The organism is Pseudomonas guariconensis (assembly GCF_900102675.1).
GTDB lineage: Bacteria > Pseudomonadota > Gammaproteobacteria > Pseudomonadales > Pseudomonadaceae > Aquipseudomonas > Aquipseudomonas guariconensis.
The window spans coordinates 1-14,064 of sequence record NZ_FMYX01000006.1; the positions used below are offsets into that span (position 1 = coordinate 1).

The window sequence follows — 14,064 nt, forward strand, 5'->3', positions numbered from 1 at the left end:
CGATGTGCCGCTGGACGCGGACCTGGTGATCGATACCCAGACCACCAGCGTTGAAGACGGCGTCAAGCAGGTGCTGGATGTGCTGCTGATCCGCTTGCCATAAACAGAAAACCCCGCTTCGGCGGGGTTTTTTGTTTATGGCACCTGACTAGTTGCGCAACAGGCGCCGGGTCTGTTTTTCGGTCCTGATCATTTCCAGGTGCCGGTCATAATCGCTGCGTTGCGCGCACGCTGGGCTGTAGGGGGACATGTCGCAGTTGAAGTGTTGATCTGGGTTGTCTGGCCCGAGGTAGGGGCCGCCGGCGCTACAGGCTGATAGGAGCAGGAGGCCGGTGAGAAGTGATTGTTTCAAGAGGCCTAGTGCTGGGGTTGCTTGATCCATCGAAAGTACTCCTGATAGTCCATTTGCCGTTCGTGGCCATGCCGGAAAGGATCCATGTCGCATTTGAAATGAACCGCTTATCGGTCCGGGAAGAATAAAGGCATTTGTTATTGCGTCCTGCTAGAAAGATTACTGATAGAGCGGTCAGCTCTTTAATGGTTGGGTAGGGTAAGCCGTTCATTGATTATTCTTTTGTGGGGGTGACGTGTTTTGGATTTCTAAGTCTGACAAGTAAGCCTGGTAAAATCTGGATTGTATGTTGTGCGACATCTCGGCTGCGGCTGTAGGGAGAGTCTGATGACTATAGGGGGAGGGTTTCCGGTTCGCTTAGGCTTTGCACGACTTGTAATTATTGTGGGACTAGTTTTGGTAGGCCGGCTTTACCAAGCCCTTTCGGCTCAATAATTAAAGGTGGTGTAATGGGGAAGTATTCAAAAGTGAAGGTTGCACGATTCAGCGGGTCTGGAGGTACCGTCCTTCCTCCCAACCAATCTATGCATGCGGGCGATTTCATAAAATCTCCTAATGGGCGCTATGCGCTGCGTCTTCGCCCTGATGGAAACTTAGTACTTGAAGATCGTGGCTCTGTAATCTGGGTGGCTAACGAGAAACAACCGCACAGCGACACTTTCAAATTGAGAAAGCGGGAAACACTTCACTTCGTTATCCAGAATTCTGGCTTTCTCTATGATCCATCCCGTGGTCGGGTATGGTCCGCTCAAGCTACAGAGACTCGAGACAAGTCCTATTGGCGTCATAATCACCTAGGAGTAACCGATACAGGTAATCTGGAAATTTATGATAGAAGGAATGGAGAGATTAGATGGGCGCGCTCAGGGTTTGTGCCAGGCCGCCTTCGGCGTAGGGAAAAGATATGGCCGCACTCTGACCTGCCTGAGCTTCCTCCGCTATTCCAAGTAAAGCATGATTATCCCTAGCTTTAGGGGTAGCCGAATATACGTGGCTCCAAGTTTAATCCCCTGGGTTTGGTGACATGGCTTGGAGCTGTCGGCTGACTTTAAGTAAGAAGTTGTGATGAGCTTAGTGTCGCGGCTTTTGGATCAGTTTGTAATGCTCTTGATAATCTATTCTTCTTTCGCAACCTTGCCGATAGGGGTCCATGTCACATTTGAATTTTATGTCTTGTCTATCAGGGATCCACATCCAGTCGTTGCCGCACCCGGAAAGAAAAAACATGAGCATAAGGTTGAGGTGTTTCATGGTGTGCTCGCGCATCTAAGGGGCCGTTTATTTTCACCACGAACCCTGTTGAGGGATACTTCATTTTTTCACAAGCTTAAGTAGGAAGCTCTCCTCGTTAGTGGGAGACGGGTCTTACATAGGAGGGTGGCGCATGCCTTCATGGGGGCATAGATGAATCGACCGGATGAAAACATGCGCTAGTTAGTTTTGTGGTGTCGTGTGGAGTCGCTGGGTATAAGGTTTTCAGCTATTTCATATGTGTTTTTCCGACACCGGAATCACTCGCCGCTCCTTCACCGCCTTGTACGAAAAACTCGAATAGATCTCTTTAACGCCCGGCAAACGCTGCAACACCTCCCGGGTAAATTCCCCGAACGATTCCAGGTCCCGCGCAAGGATCTCCAACAAGAAGTCATAGCGCCCGGAAATGTTGTGGCAGGAAACGATCTCGGGGATTTCCAACAGCCGTTTCTCGAAGGCCAGGGCCATTTCCTTGGTGTGCGAGTCCATCATGATGCTCACGAAGGCGGTCACGCCAAAGCCCAGTGACTTGGGCGAGAGGATGGCTTGATAGCCGGTGATGTAGCCGTTGTCCTCCAGCAGTTTGACGCGACGCCAGCAGGGCGAGGTGGTGAGGGAAACCTGGTCGGCAAGTTCAGCGACGGTGAGGCGGGCATTGTCCTGCAAGGCCGCGAGCAGGGCGCGGTCGGTGCGGTCTAGGGTCGAAGGCATGATTTGCCCTCCTGGTGTTTGGTTTGTTGTTTTTATGCCAAAAGATATGCGAATGCGTGGGCGATTTTGGAAAATTACCCGCGACCCGGTGGCATAAGCTTATAACAAACCATCAGAGGCTGTTGCCATGCGCGACTCCAATAACAACACCGGTTTTTCAACACGGGCCATCCATCATGGCTATGACCCGCTTTCCCACGGCGGCGCGCTGGTGCCGCCGGTGTACCAGACCGCCACCTATGCCTTCCCGACTGTCGAGTACGGCGCGGCCTGTTTTGCAGGTGAGGAGAGTGGGCATTTCTACAGCCGCATTTCCAACCCGACCCTGGCCTTGCTCGAACAACGCATGGCATCGCTAGAAGGTGGCGAAGCAGGACTGGCGTTGGCCTCGGGCATGGGCGCCATCACCTCGACGCTATGGACGCTACTACGTCCGGGCGATGAGCTGATCGTTGGGCGTACCCTGTACGGCTGCACCTTTGCCTACTTGCACCATGGCATCGGCGAATTCGGAGTCAAGATCCAGCACGTTGACCTTAACGACGAAAAGGCGTTGAAGGCGGCCATAACCTCTAAGACCCGGATGATCTATTTCGAAAGCCCGGCCAACCCCAACATGCAACTGGTCGATATCGCGGCCGTCGCAGAGGCGGTGCGTGGTCGCGACATCCACGTCGTGGTCGACAATACTTACTGCACGCCCTACTTGCAGCGTCCGCTGGAGCTGGGTGCCGACCTGGTGGTGCATTCGGCCACCAAGTACCTGAGCGGCCATGGCGATATCACTGCGGGCCTGGTGGTCGGGCGCAAGGCGCTGATCGACCGGATCCGCCTGGAAGGCCTGAAGGACATGACCGGCGCGGTCCTTTCGCCTCACGATGCCTCGCTGCTGATGCGCGGCATGAAGACCCTTGCCCTGCGCATGGAGCGCCACTGCAGCAACGCTCAGCAGTTAGCCGAGTACCTGGCGCGCCAGCCCCAGGTGGAGTTGATCCACTATCCGGGCCTGCCGAGTTTTGTCCAGCATGCGTTGGCTCAGCGGCAGATGCGCCTGCCGGGCGGGATGATCGCGTTCGAGCTCAAGGGTGGGATCGAGGCGGGGCGTCGGTTCATGAATGCCCTGCAGTTGTTCAGTCGGGCGGTGAGCTTGGGCGATGCCGAGTCACTGGCCCAGCATCCGGCGAGCATGACCCATTCGAGCTATACGCCGCAGGAGCGCGCGCACCATGGCATCTCTGAGGGCCTTGTGCGGCTGTCGGTGGGGTTGGAAGACATCGATGACTTGGTGGCTGATATCGCCCAGGCATTGAAGGCCTGCGCCTGAAGCCGCGCCAAGCGCTGTGTGAGCGGGTTTACCCGCAAATCGTGTCCGGAAACCGAAGGAAAAGCCCGATGGTGGCGATGATGAATCCGAACGAGCCATTGACGGCCCAGGGTACCGACCTGGACAGCGACCCGGCTGAAACCCGCGAATGGTGCGAAGCGCTCGAGTCTACCCTGGCCCATTGCGGCCCGGCGCGGGCGCGCTATCTGCTACAGCGTTTGCAAAGCCATGCACTGGAATTGGGGCTGGCGCGCGATACCTTGCCGTTCTCGGCCTACCGCAACACCTTGTCGGTGGAGCAGCAAGGCGCCTATCCGGGCGACCTGGAGATGGACGAGCGCATCACTGGCATCCTGCGCTGGAACGCGCTGGCCATGGTGGTGCGGGCCAATCATGCCTATGGCGATCTGGGTGGGCATATCGCCAGTTATGCCTCGGCGGCGGAGATCTTCGAGGTGGGCTTCCAGCACTTTTTCCGGGGCGAGAGCGGTGGCGAGCGACGCTCGGCAGACCTGGTGTTCTTCCAGCCTCATTCCGCCCCGGGTATCTATGCCCGGGCATTTCTCGAAGGGCGTTTGAGCGAGGCGCAACTGGCCAGCTATCGCCAGGAAGTCGCCGGCAATGGCCTGTGCTCTTACCCACACCCTTGGTTGATGCCCGACTTCTGGCAGTTTCCCACCGGTTCCATGGGGATCGGTCCGCTCAATGCCATCTACCAGGCGCGTTTCATGCGCTATCTGCAGCACCGTGGTGTGCTCGAGACGGAGTCACGGCATGTCTGGGGCGTGTTCGGTGATGGCGAAATGGACGAACCGGAGTCCACCGCAGGCCTGACCCTGGCGGCGCGCGAAGGCCTGGACAACCTGACGTTCATCGTCAACTGCAACCTGCAACGCCTGGATGGCCCGGTGCGCGGCAACGGGCAGATCATCCAGGAACTGGAAGCGCTGTTCAGCGGCGCCGGTTGGAACGTGATCAAGGTGCTCTGGGGCTCGGAGTGGGATGCTCTGTTCGCCCGCGACCATGACCATGTGCTGCTGCGTCAACTTGCAGCGACGCCCGATGGCCAGTTCCAGACCCTTGGCGCCAACGACGGCACCTACAACCTGGAGCATTTCTTCAACCAGCACCCGGCACTGCAACAGCTGGTGGCGCACATGAGCTCCGACGAGATCAACGCCCTCAAGCGTGGCGGTCATGATTTTCGCAAGCTATACGCCGCCTATGCCGCGGCCAAGGCATGCAAGGGCCGGCCGACGGTGATCCTGGCCAAGACCAAGAAGGGCTATGGCATGAGCAGCGCTGGCGAGTCGCGGATGACTGCGCACCAGGCCAAGAAGCTCGACGTTCAGGCACTGCTGGCATTTCGGGATCGCTTCCATCTCCCCCTGTCGGACGAAGCCGTGGAGCAACTGCGCTTCTACCGGCCTGACGAGGACAGCCCGGAGATGCGTTACCTGCGCAAGCAGCGTGCTGCGTTGGGCGGGCCGTTGCCGATGCGGCGCAGCGACTGTCCTCGCCTGCCGTTGCCGGATCTTGAAACCTTCGGTGGTTTTGCCTTGCACGCTGAGGGCAAGGAAATGTCCACCACCATGGCCGCCGTGCGCCTGCTCGGCCACTGGTTGAAGGCGCCGGAGCTGGGTCCGCGGGTGGTACCGATCGTCGCCGATGAGGCGCGTACGTTCGGTATGGCCAGTTTGTTCAGACAGATCGGTATCTATTCGTCTTGCGGGCAGCGTTACGAGCCTGAGGATGCCGGGTCTTTGCTCACCTACAAAGAGGCGCGTGACGGCCAGTTGCTCGAAGAGGGCATCACCGAGGCAGGGGCGATTTCTTCTTGGGTAGCGGCGGCCACGTCCTACGCGGTACACGGCGAGCCTATGTTGCCGGTGTACATCTATTACTCGATGTTCGGATTCCAGCGGGTCGGTGACCTGATCTGGGCTGCCGCCGACCAGCGCGCCCGTGGCTTGTTGCTGGGGGCTACGGCCGGGCGCACCACCTTGGGTGGCGAAGGATTGCAGCACCAGGACGGCTCCAGCTTGGTGATGGCGGCCTTGGTGCCCAACTGCCGGGCCTGGGACCCATGCTTTGCCGGCGAGCTGGCCGTGATTCTCGATCATGCAGCCCGGCGCATGCTGGTGGAGCAGTGCGACGAATTCCACTACGTGGCGGTGATGAACGAAAACTATCCACAGCCCTCGTTGCCCGAGGCGATGCACGGCGATGTGCTTCGCGGCATGTACCGTTTCGCCAGGCAGCAGGCCCTGCAGCCACGTGCCAAGGTGCGTCTGCTGGGCTCAGGGGCGATTCTGCGCGAGGTGATTGCCGCCAGTGAGCTGCTCGCTACCGAATGGCAGGTGGACAGTGATGTGTTCAGTGTCACCAGTTTCAGCGAACTGGCACGCGAGGCACGGGAAGTGCAGCGAGCGGCGACCCAAGGGCGAGGCGGGGTCAGCCACGTGAGCCTGTGCCTGGCGGGTGATGACCCGGTGGTTGCCGCCACAGACTATGCCCGGGCCTGGCCGCAGTTGATCGCCGAATACGTACCGGCACCTTACATGACCCTGGGTACCGATGGCTTCGGGCGCAGCGATACACGTCAGCAACTGCGGCGGTTCTTCGAGGTGGATCGTTACGGTGTGGTGATGGCAGCGCTGTACAGCCTGGTCAGGCAGGGGCGGTTGGACGAGCAGGTATTGGAGCAGGCGAGGGCGCGGTACGAAATCGCTGGCGGGGTGGCCCCTTGGTGTCGATGAGCGGCAGCTTGGCAAGGGCTTGTGTTTGAAGGCAAGCCCATTTCGTCCTCGTGGTGCTTTGCAGCTCATCGCAGGCTTCGCCAGCTCTTATGGGCGTTGCTAGGAAGTTGCTTACAAACGCCCACAAAAAAAGGCCTCTTGCGAGGCCTTTTTCATGTTCAGCGTTTGAGGCCGTAGCTCTCGTCGAGCATGCCCGGCGAGTTCGGCGCCTTGGGCGCGTAGTCGCGAGGCACTTCGGCGGTGTCCTTCGGCGGAGTCAGGCGATCACGCGGGCCCTGGGCCGCTTCGGAGTGCAGGGCGGCCAGCAGGCGCTGGCGGGTCACGTCGTCGAGGGCCAGACGGTTGGCGCCGTCGGCCAAGTGGTCCTGGACGTCCTGGTAGCTCTGGGTCAGTTTCTTGACCAGCGCTGCTGTGCTGTTGAAGTGGGTGACCACTTCGTTCTGGTAGCTATCGAAGCGCTGCTGGATGTCATCCAACTGACGCTGGGTGCTGCTGGGCGCTGCGTTGGGCAGCAGACGGGCGACGACAAAGCCCACCACCACGCCGACGACGAGGGCCAGGGTCGGCAACAACCAAACAAGGAGCGAGAGTTCCACGAGTCCTTCCTCTATAAACGGCTTTGCTTTACGTTAACGGCTCAGACCTGCGCTGTATACCGCGAGCGATCGCAAATCAGAACAGAATTCTTCAGCTAGACGAGTCGACCTTCACAGAGGTCACGGAGTAGTGCCTTGCTTATCCGCGAAACCCCCTTGTTCATTGATGGCCCGAGCGGCCAGCTGGAAGCCTTGTACCTGGATGTGGCCGGCGCCCGCGGTGCGGTGCTGATCTGCCATCCCAACCCGGTCCAGGGTGGCACCATGCTCAACAAGGTGGTCTCGACCCTGCAGCGCACCGCCCGTGATGCAGGTTACATCACCTTACGCTTCAACTACCGCGGCGTGGGTCAGAGTGCGGGCAGTCATGACATGGGGGCCGGCGAGGTCGCCGATGCCGAGGCGGCCGCGGCCTGGCTGCGGGCCAAGCACCCTGAGCTGCCGCTGGTGCTGATGGGCTTCTCATTCGGCGGATTTGTCGCGGCCAGCCTGGCCGGACGCCTGGAAGCCGACGATGTGGCGTTGCAGCATCTGTTCATGATCGCCCCGGCGGTAATGCGCTTGAGCGAGCAGTTCCCGCTGGCCCAGCGTTGCCCGCTGACCGTGGTGCAGCCGGACACCGATGAAGTCGTCGATCCTCAGCTGGTCTACGACTGGTCCGACAACCTGCAGCGCCCCCATGAGCTGCTGAAAGTGGCAGAATGCGGACACTTTTTCCATGGCAAGCTGACCGATCTGAAGGATCTGGTGCTGCCGCGTCTTTCGAACTGAGCCAAGCCTGATCAAGCGAACACCCATGACTACGCGTATTCTCACCGGTATCACCACCACCGGAACCCCGCACCTGGGCAACTACGCCGGCGCCATCCGCCCTGCGATCGTCGCCAGCCAACAGCCCGGTGCCGATTCGTTCTATTTCCTGGCCGACTACCACGCCCTGATCAAATGCGACGATCCGCTGCGCATCCAGCGCTCGCGTCTGGAAATTGCCGCCACCTGGCTGGCCGGTGGCCTGGACCCGGACAAGGTCACCTTCTACCGCCAGTCCGACATCCCTGAGATTCCCGAGCTCACCTGGCTGCTGACCTGCGTCGCCGCCAAGGGCCTGCTCAACCGCGCCCATGCTTACAAGGCCTCGGTGGACAAGAACGTCGAAGCCGGCGAAGACCCGGATGCCGGCGTGACCATGGGCCTGTTCAGCTACCCTGTGCTGATGGCCGCGGACATCCTGATGTTCAACGCCCACAAGGTGCCGGTCGGTCGTGACCAGATCCAGCACGTGGAGATGGCCCGCGACATCGGCCAGCGTTTCAACCACCTGTTCGGCCAGGGAAAGGACTTCTTCACCTTGCCGGAGGCGGTGATCGAGGAAACCGTGGCGACGCTGCCGGGCCTGGACGGTCGCAAGATGTCCAAGAGCTACGACAACACCATTCCGCTGTTCACCAGCGCCAAGGACATGAAGGACGCGATCTCGCGCATCGTCACCGACTCCCGCGCGCCGGGCGAGCCGAAGGATGCGGACAACTCGCACCTGTTCACCCTGTTCCAGGCCTTCGCCACCCCCGCGCAGGCGGCCGAGTTCCGTGAAGAGCTGCTGCAGGGCATTGGTTGGGGCGAGGCCAAACAGCGCCTGTTCCAACTGCTCGACGGCCAGTTGGCCGAAAAGCGCGAACACTATCACCAATTGATCTCGCGCCCCTCGGACCTGGAAGACATTCTCCTGGCCGGTGCGGCCAAGGCCCGCAAGAGCGCCACGCCGTTCCTTGAGCAACTGCGCGAGGCAGTGGGCCTGCGTTCGTTCCGCACCAGTGTCCAGGCCAGCACCGAAGTGAAGAAGAAAGCCGCCAAGACCGCGCGCTTCGTCAGCTTCCGCGACGACGATGGCAGCTTCCGCTTCCGTTTGCTGGCAGCCGATGGCGAACAGCTGCTGCTTTCGCGCAGCTTCGCTGACGGCAAGAGCGCCGGCGCTGTTAGCAAGCAGTTGCAGCAGGGCGGTGAGGCCGATGTGCGCGTCGACGGCCTGGGCTTCTCGCTCTGGCTGAACGGTGAGCAGGTGGCCGATGGGCCACAGTTCCAGACCGGCGAGGCCCGTGACGCCGCCATCGAGAGCCTGCGCGCGGCATTGCAGCCTCAAGACTGAGGCGTAGGGTCCCGGCTGTTCGCCGGTATCGGCGGATGAATCCGTTGCCACAAGTCCTGCGGTGTCAATGAGAACGCTGCTGTACCTGTGGGAGCGGGTTTGCCCGTGAAAGGGCCGGAACAGACAAGCCGGATAGAGGCTTGTGTACCGGTAGCTTACGGCCCTGCGGCGCGATGGCCGTATGTATGATTGCCATTAAGCGGGCCTGTCGCTACAGTGACGGCCCGTTTTTTGTTGCCTCGCTAACGAATCATGACGCCCCTCGAACGATATCAAGCAGATCTGAAACGTCCCGACTTCTTCCATGATGCGGCGCAGGAAACTGCGGTGCGTCACCTGCAGCGCCTGTACGATGACCTGTTGGCGGCGCAGAACAACAAGCCGGGCGTGTTCGGCAAGCTGTTCGGCAGGAAGGAGCAGGCACCGGTCAAGGGCTTGTACTTCTGGGGGGGCGTGGGACGCGGCAAGACCTATCTGGTCGACACTTTCTTCGAGGCGCTGCCGTTCAAGCAGAAGATGCGCACGCACTTCCACCGCTTCATGAAGCGTGTTCACGAAGAGATGAAAACCCTCAAGGGGGAGAAGAACCCGCTCACCATCATCGCCAAGCGCTTCTCTGAGGAAGCCAAGGTGATCTGCTTCGATGAGTTCTTCGTGTCCGACATCACCGATGCCATGATCCTCGGCACGTTGATGGAAGAGCTGTTCAAGAATGGCGTCACCTTGGTGGCGACTTCGAATATCGTCCCCGACGGCCTGTACAAGGACGGCCTGCAACGCGCGCGTTTCCTGCCGGCTATCGCGCTGATCAAGCAGAACACCGAGGTGGTCAACGTCGACAGCGGGGTCGACTACCGCCTGCGTCACCTGGAGCAGGCCGAGCTGTACCACTTCCCGCTCGACGAAGCCGCCCATGAAAGCCTGCGCCAGAGTTTCCGTGCCTTGACGCCCGAGTGCACCCAGGCTGTGGAAAACGACGTGCTGGTGATCGAGAACCGCGAGATCCAAGCTATCCGCACCTGCGATGACGTCGCTTGGTTCGACTTCCGCGCCCTGTGCGACGGCCCGCGTAGCCAGAACGACTACATCGAGCTGGGCAAGATCTTCCATGCCGTGTTGCTGAGCAATGTCGAGCAGATGGGCGTGACCACCGACGACATCGCCCGCCGCTTCATCAACATGGTGGATGAGTTCTACGACCGCAACGTCAAATTGATCATCTCCGCCGAGGTCGAACTCAAGGATTTGTACACTGGCGGCCGCCTGAGCTTCGAATTCCAGCGCACGCTCAGCCGCCTGCTGGAGATGCAGTCCCACGAGTTCCTGGCGCGGGCGCACAAGCCCTGAGGGAAGCTACAAGCTACAAAAAAGCCAGAGCAGTTCGCGAACTGCTCTGGCTTTTTCTTTTTCTCGTGGCTTGCCGCTAGAAGCTTGCCACTCAAGAAAGCCCTCAGGCCTCCTGCACGAACTGCTGCCGGTACTGATTCGGGGACAGTTCGGTGTGCTGACGGAACAGCCTGGCGAAGAAGCTGGCGTCGTCGTAACCCACTTCATAGCTGATGGTCTTGATGCTCTTGCGCGTACTCGACAAGAGCCCCTTGGCCGTCTCGATACGCAGACGTTGGAGGTAATGCAGGGGCTTGTCGCCGGTGGCGCTCTGGAAACGGCGCATGAAGTTGCGGATGCTCATGCCGTGGTTGCGCGCTACGTCCTCGAAGCGGAACTTGTCGGCGAAGTGCTCCTCCAGCCAGTGCTGGATCTGCAGGATGATCAGGTCCTGGTGCAGCTTCTGTCCGCCAAAGCCCATGCGTCCCGGGGTATAGCTGCGCTGGACTTCGTAGAGGATGTCTCGGGCCACGGCGCGGGCGACGTTGGGGCCGCAGAATCGCTCGATCAGATAGATGTACAGGTCGCACGCCGATGTGGTGCCACCAGCGCAATACAGGTTGTCGGCATCGGTCAGGTGCTTGTCCTGGTTCAGCCGGACATTGGGGAAGCGCTCTGCGAAGCTGTTGAAGAAGCGCCAGTACGTAGTTGCCTCCTTGCCATCGAGCAGGCCTGCCTCTGCCAGCCAGAACACACCACTGGCCTCGCCGCACAACACCGCACCGCGGGCATGCTGCTCGCGTAGCCAGGGCAGGACCTGGGGGTAACGCTGTTGCAGGTTATCGAAGTCTTCCCAGAACGCCGGGAGGATGATCACGTCGGCATCGACCAGGCCGCTGTCGACCGGTACCTGCACATTGCTGAAGCTGTCCACGGGCTTGCCGTCCGGGCTCACCAGGCAGATCTCGAACATCGGTTGCAGCCCCAGGCCCAGCTGCTTGCTGTAGCGCAGGCTGGCCAGGTGGAAGAAATCCTTTGCCTGCATCAGTGTCGAGGCGAACACCTTGTCAATGGCCAGGATGCTGACGCGCCGCAACGACGCGGAGGGTTGGGTAAACATCATTGTCATTGTTCTTATAGGGTAGAGTGGTCAATCACCGGCTGGATCGTCTTATTTTTTCTGTTGGGCTGCAAGCTTCTTCAAGCGGTAAGTGGCAAGCGGCAAGCGGCAAGAAAAAAGCCAGAGCAGTCCGCGGACTGCTTTTGCTTGCCACTTGCAGCTTGCCATTGCCGCGGCCCTCAAGGCGCCGGGTTGGGCTGGTCCTGGTGGATGGCCTCGATGGCTGCAAGCAATTCATCGCTGAGGGTCAAGGCCTGGCTGTCCAGGTTGCTTTGCAGTTGCTCAACGCTGGTAGCCCCGATGATGTTGCTGGTCACGAACGGCTGACGGGTGACGAAGGCCAGGGCCATCTGGGCCGGGTCAAGACCATGCTGGCGGGCCAGCTGCACATAACGGCTGCAGGCGGACACAGTCTGCGGATTGGAGTAGCGCGAGAACCGGCTGAACAACGTCAGGCGTGCCTGTGCCGGCCGTGCGCCGCCTTCGTACTTGCCCGAGAGCATGCCGAAGGCCAGAGGCGAATAAGCCAGCAGGCCGCACTGCTCACGGATCGCCACCTCCGCCAGGCCTACCTCGAAGCTGCGATTGAGCAGGTTGTAGGGGTTCTGGATCGACACGGCTCGCGGCCAGCCGCGAGTCTCGGCCAGGTGCAAGAACTTCATGGTGCCCCATGGCGTTTCGTTGGACAGGCCGATATGGCGGATCTTGCCGGCGCGCACCTGTTCGTCGAGTACTTCGAGGGTTTCTTCCAGTGGCGTGAACAGGTCGTGAGGCAGATGCTGGTAGCCCAGTTTGCCGAAGAAGTTGGTGCTGCGCTCGGGCCAATGCAGCTGGTACAGGTCGATGCGATCGGTGTGCAGGCGCTGCAGGCTGTCCTCCAGCGCAGCGACGATATGCTGGCGGTTGTGCTTGAGCTGGCCGTCGCGGATATGGCTGATGCCGTTGCCGGGACCTGCGACTTTGCTCGCGAGGATCCAGTCGTCACGATCGCCATGACGGCGGAACCAGTTGCCGATGATGCGCTCGGTGGCGGCGTAGGTTTCGGGCCGTGGCGGCACCGGGTACATCTCTGCCGTGTCGATGAAATTGACCCCGCTGGCCTTGGCCAGTGCGATCTGGGCAAAGGCCTGGGCTTCGTCGTTCTGTTCGCCCCAGGTCATGGTGCCCAGGCACAGGGCGCTGACATTGAGGTCGGTTCGGCCGAGTTGGCGATATTCCATGGGGTACCGTCTCCTGCAAATCGAACCATCAAATCAGGTTGAATTTTTTTCTGCAATCTGGATAATTCGGCACCTCTCCGTGTGGCGGAAGTGATGCACCACCATGCAGGAGGAACCCTTGTCGAACATTGGACGCGCCGACCCGAGCCCCCAATAGCGTCCGTGTGCGGCTGCGCGCTTGCCCTTGGCAAGCTGTGCACTATCCAGTAAGATTCGCCGTCTATTTTTCGCTGGGCGGCCTCTGAGGCTTTAGAGAATGAAAACTTTTACTGCTAAACCGGAAACAGTAAAGCGCGACTGGTACGTAGTTGACGCCGCTGGTCAGACCCTGGGTCGTCTGGCTACCGAAATCGCTCGTCGTCTGCGTGGCAAGCACAAGCCAGAATACACCCCTCACGTTGACACCGGCGACTACATCGTCGTCATCAACGCCGAGCAGGTACGTGTCACTGGTGCCAAAACTTCGGACAAGATGTACTACTCCCACTCCGGTTTCCCAGGTGGCATCAAGGAAATCAGCTTCGAGAAGCTGATCGACAAAGCCCCTGAGCGTGTCATCGAGACCGCGGTCAAAGGCATGCTGCCGAAGAACCCGCTGGGTCGCGACATGTACCGCAAGCTGAAAGTGTACGCGGGTGCTGCTCACCCACACACTGCTCAGCAGCCTCAAGAACTGAAGATCTAACGGGATAGTTCATTATGTCGGCGACTCAAAATTACGGCACTGGCCGTCGCAAGACCGCAACCGCTCGCGTTTTCCTGCGTCCGGGCACTGGTAACATCTCCATCAACAACCGTTCTCTGGACGTGTTCTTCGGTCGCGAAACTGCTCGCATGGTTGTTCGTCAGCCGCTGGAACTGACCGAGACCGTTGAGAAGTTCGACATCTACGTCACCGTTTCCGGTGGTGGTGTCAGCGGTCAAGCCGGTGCGATCCGTCACGGTATCACCCGCGCTCTGATGGACTACGACGAATCCCTGCGTGGCGCTCTGCGTCGTGCTGGTTACGTCACCCGCGACGCTCGTGAAGTCGAGCGTAAGAAAGTGGGTCTGCGTAAAGCGCGTAAGCGTCCTCAGTACTCCAAGCGTTAATACCGCTTCGGCAGTCGAAAAAAAGCCCGGTTCCGTTTATGGAGCCGGGCTTTTTTTATGTCTTGAACTAACCTGTCAGCATGTCAGTGACAACTTGCCGCATAGACGCAGATCAAGCAAAGCGAGGGTTGCAGCCCGCCTGGGGGGTAATCACCTTGTCAGTGTGT

12 protein-coding genes are annotated in these 14,064 nt (G+C 59.8%); 8 read left to right on the forward strand and 4 right to left on the reverse strand.

Annotation, left to right across the window (positions count from 1 at the left end; all coding sequences use genetic code 11):
- On the forward strand, positions 1-103 hold a 103-nt coding region (locus BLS27_RS24200), incomplete at its 5' end, for a hypothetical protein (protein WP_425262101.1).
- A gap of 1,734 nt (positions 104-1,837) precedes the next feature.
- Here the strand turns inward: BLS27_RS24200 and BLS27_RS11600 are convergent.
- Complete coding sequence (locus tag BLS27_RS11600; protein ID WP_043207451.1) at positions 1,838-2,317, reverse strand: Lrp/AsnC family transcriptional regulator; 480 nt, start codon at positions 2,315-2,317, stop codon at positions 1,838-1,840.
- A 127-nt stretch (positions 2,318-2,444) separates the two neighbouring features.
- On the opposite strand from BLS27_RS11600, the gene BLS27_RS11605 reads away from it, so the two are divergent.
- Complete coding sequence (locus tag BLS27_RS11605; protein WP_090344880.1) at positions 2,445-3,641, forward strand: methionine gamma-lyase; 1,197 nt, start codon at positions 2,445-2,447, stop codon at positions 3,639-3,641.
- A 68-nt stretch (positions 3,642-3,709) separates the two neighbouring features.
- The gene (gene mdeB, locus BLS27_RS11610) at positions 3,710-6,400 is read left to right on the forward strand and encodes an alpha-ketoglutarate dehydrogenase (protein WP_208599411.1); all 2,691 of its coding nucleotides are present in this window, start codon (positions 3,710-3,712) and stop codon (positions 6,398-6,400) included.
- 158 nt (positions 6,401-6,558) lie between these two features.
- Here mdeB and BLS27_RS11615 read toward each other — a convergent pair whose 3' ends face one another.
- Positions 6,559-6,996: a Z-ring associated ZapG family protein gene (locus tag BLS27_RS11615; protein WP_043207459.1), complete on the reverse strand. Its 438-nt coding sequence runs from the start codon at positions 6,994-6,996 to the stop codon at positions 6,559-6,561.
- Between the two features lie 135 nt (positions 6,997-7,131).
- On the opposite strand from BLS27_RS11615, the gene BLS27_RS11620 reads away from it, so the two are divergent.
- The 3 genes from BLS27_RS11620 (at position 7,132) to zapE (ending at position 10,486) form a co-directional block, all read left to right on the forward strand.
- Positions 7,132-7,767 carry an alpha/beta hydrolase gene (locus BLS27_RS11620; protein WP_043207462.1) on the forward strand — a complete coding sequence of 212 codons (636 nt, stop codon included), beginning with the start codon at positions 7,132-7,134 and terminating at the stop codon, positions 7,765-7,767.
- A 25-nt stretch (positions 7,768-7,792) separates the two neighbouring features.
- Positions 7,793-9,139 carry a tryptophan--tRNA ligase gene (locus BLS27_RS11625; protein WP_090344882.1) on the forward strand — a complete coding sequence of 449 codons (1,347 nt, stop codon included), beginning with the start codon at positions 7,793-7,795 and terminating at the stop codon, positions 9,137-9,139.
- Between the two features lie 252 nt (positions 9,140-9,391).
- Positions 9,392-10,486: a cell division protein ZapE gene (zapE, locus tag BLS27_RS11630; RefSeq protein WP_090344884.1), complete on the forward strand. Its 1,095-nt coding sequence runs from the start codon at positions 9,392-9,394 to the stop codon at positions 10,484-10,486.
- 103 nt (positions 10,487-10,589) lie between these two features.
- Here zapE and BLS27_RS11635 read toward each other — a convergent pair whose 3' ends face one another.
- Both BLS27_RS11635 and BLS27_RS11640 read right to left on the reverse strand, forming a co-directional pair.
- Positions 10,590-11,486 carry a GlxA family transcriptional regulator gene (locus tag BLS27_RS11635; RefSeq protein ID WP_167358094.1) on the reverse strand — a complete coding sequence of 299 codons (897 nt, stop codon included), beginning with the start codon at positions 11,484-11,486 and terminating at the stop codon, positions 10,590-10,592.
- Positions 11,487-11,764: 278 nt separating this feature from the next.
- Complete coding sequence (locus tag BLS27_RS11640; protein WP_043207467.1) at positions 11,765-12,805, reverse strand: NADP(H)-dependent aldo-keto reductase; 1,041 nt, start codon at positions 12,803-12,805, stop codon at positions 11,765-11,767.
- Between the two features lie 256 nt (positions 12,806-13,061).
- On the opposite strand from BLS27_RS11640, the gene rplM reads away from it, so the two are divergent.
- Together rplM and rpsI are read left to right on the forward strand one after the other, a co-directional pair.
- A complete protein-coding gene (gene rplM, locus BLS27_RS11645; protein WP_043207468.1) occupies positions 13,062-13,490 on the forward strand; it encodes a 50S ribosomal protein L13 in 429 nt (142 codons plus the stop codon).
- 14 nt (positions 13,491-13,504) lie between these two features.
- Positions 13,505-13,897, forward strand: coding sequence for a 30S ribosomal protein S9 (gene rpsI / locus BLS27_RS11650; RefSeq protein WP_043207470.1), 393 nt, complete (start codon positions 13,505-13,507; stop codon positions 13,895-13,897).
- Positions 13,898-14,064 lie beyond the last annotated feature (167 nt).

Bases quoted from the DNA above. Each gene is read 5' to 3' on its own strand.
- BLS27_RS11600 (WP_043207451.1), bottom strand. From the start codon at position 2,317: ATGCCTTCGACCCTAGACCGCACCGACCGCGCCCTGCTCGCGGCCTTG.
- BLS27_RS11605 (WP_090344880.1), top strand. From the start codon at position 2,445: ATGCGCGACTCCAATAACAACACCGGTTTTTCAACACGGGCCATCCAT.
- mdeB (WP_208599411.1), top strand. From the start codon at position 3,710: ATGGTGGCGATGATGAATCCGAACGAGCCATTGACGGCCCAGGGTACC.
- BLS27_RS11625 (WP_090344882.1), top strand. From the start codon at position 7,793: ATGACTACGCGTATTCTCACCGGTATCACCACCACCGGAACCCCGCAC.
- zapE (WP_090344884.1), top strand. From the start codon at position 9,392: ATGACGCCCCTCGAACGATATCAAGCAGATCTGAAACGTCCCGACTTC.
- BLS27_RS11640 (WP_043207467.1), bottom strand. From the start codon at position 12,805: ATGGAATATCGCCAACTCGGCCGAACCGACCTCAATGTCAGCGCCCTG.
- rplM (WP_043207468.1), top strand. From the start codon at position 13,062: ATGAAAACTTTTACTGCTAAACCGGAAACAGTAAAGCGCGACTGGTAC.
- rpsI (WP_043207470.1), top strand. From the start codon at position 13,505: ATGTCGGCGACTCAAAATTACGGCACTGGCCGTCGCAAGACCGCAACC.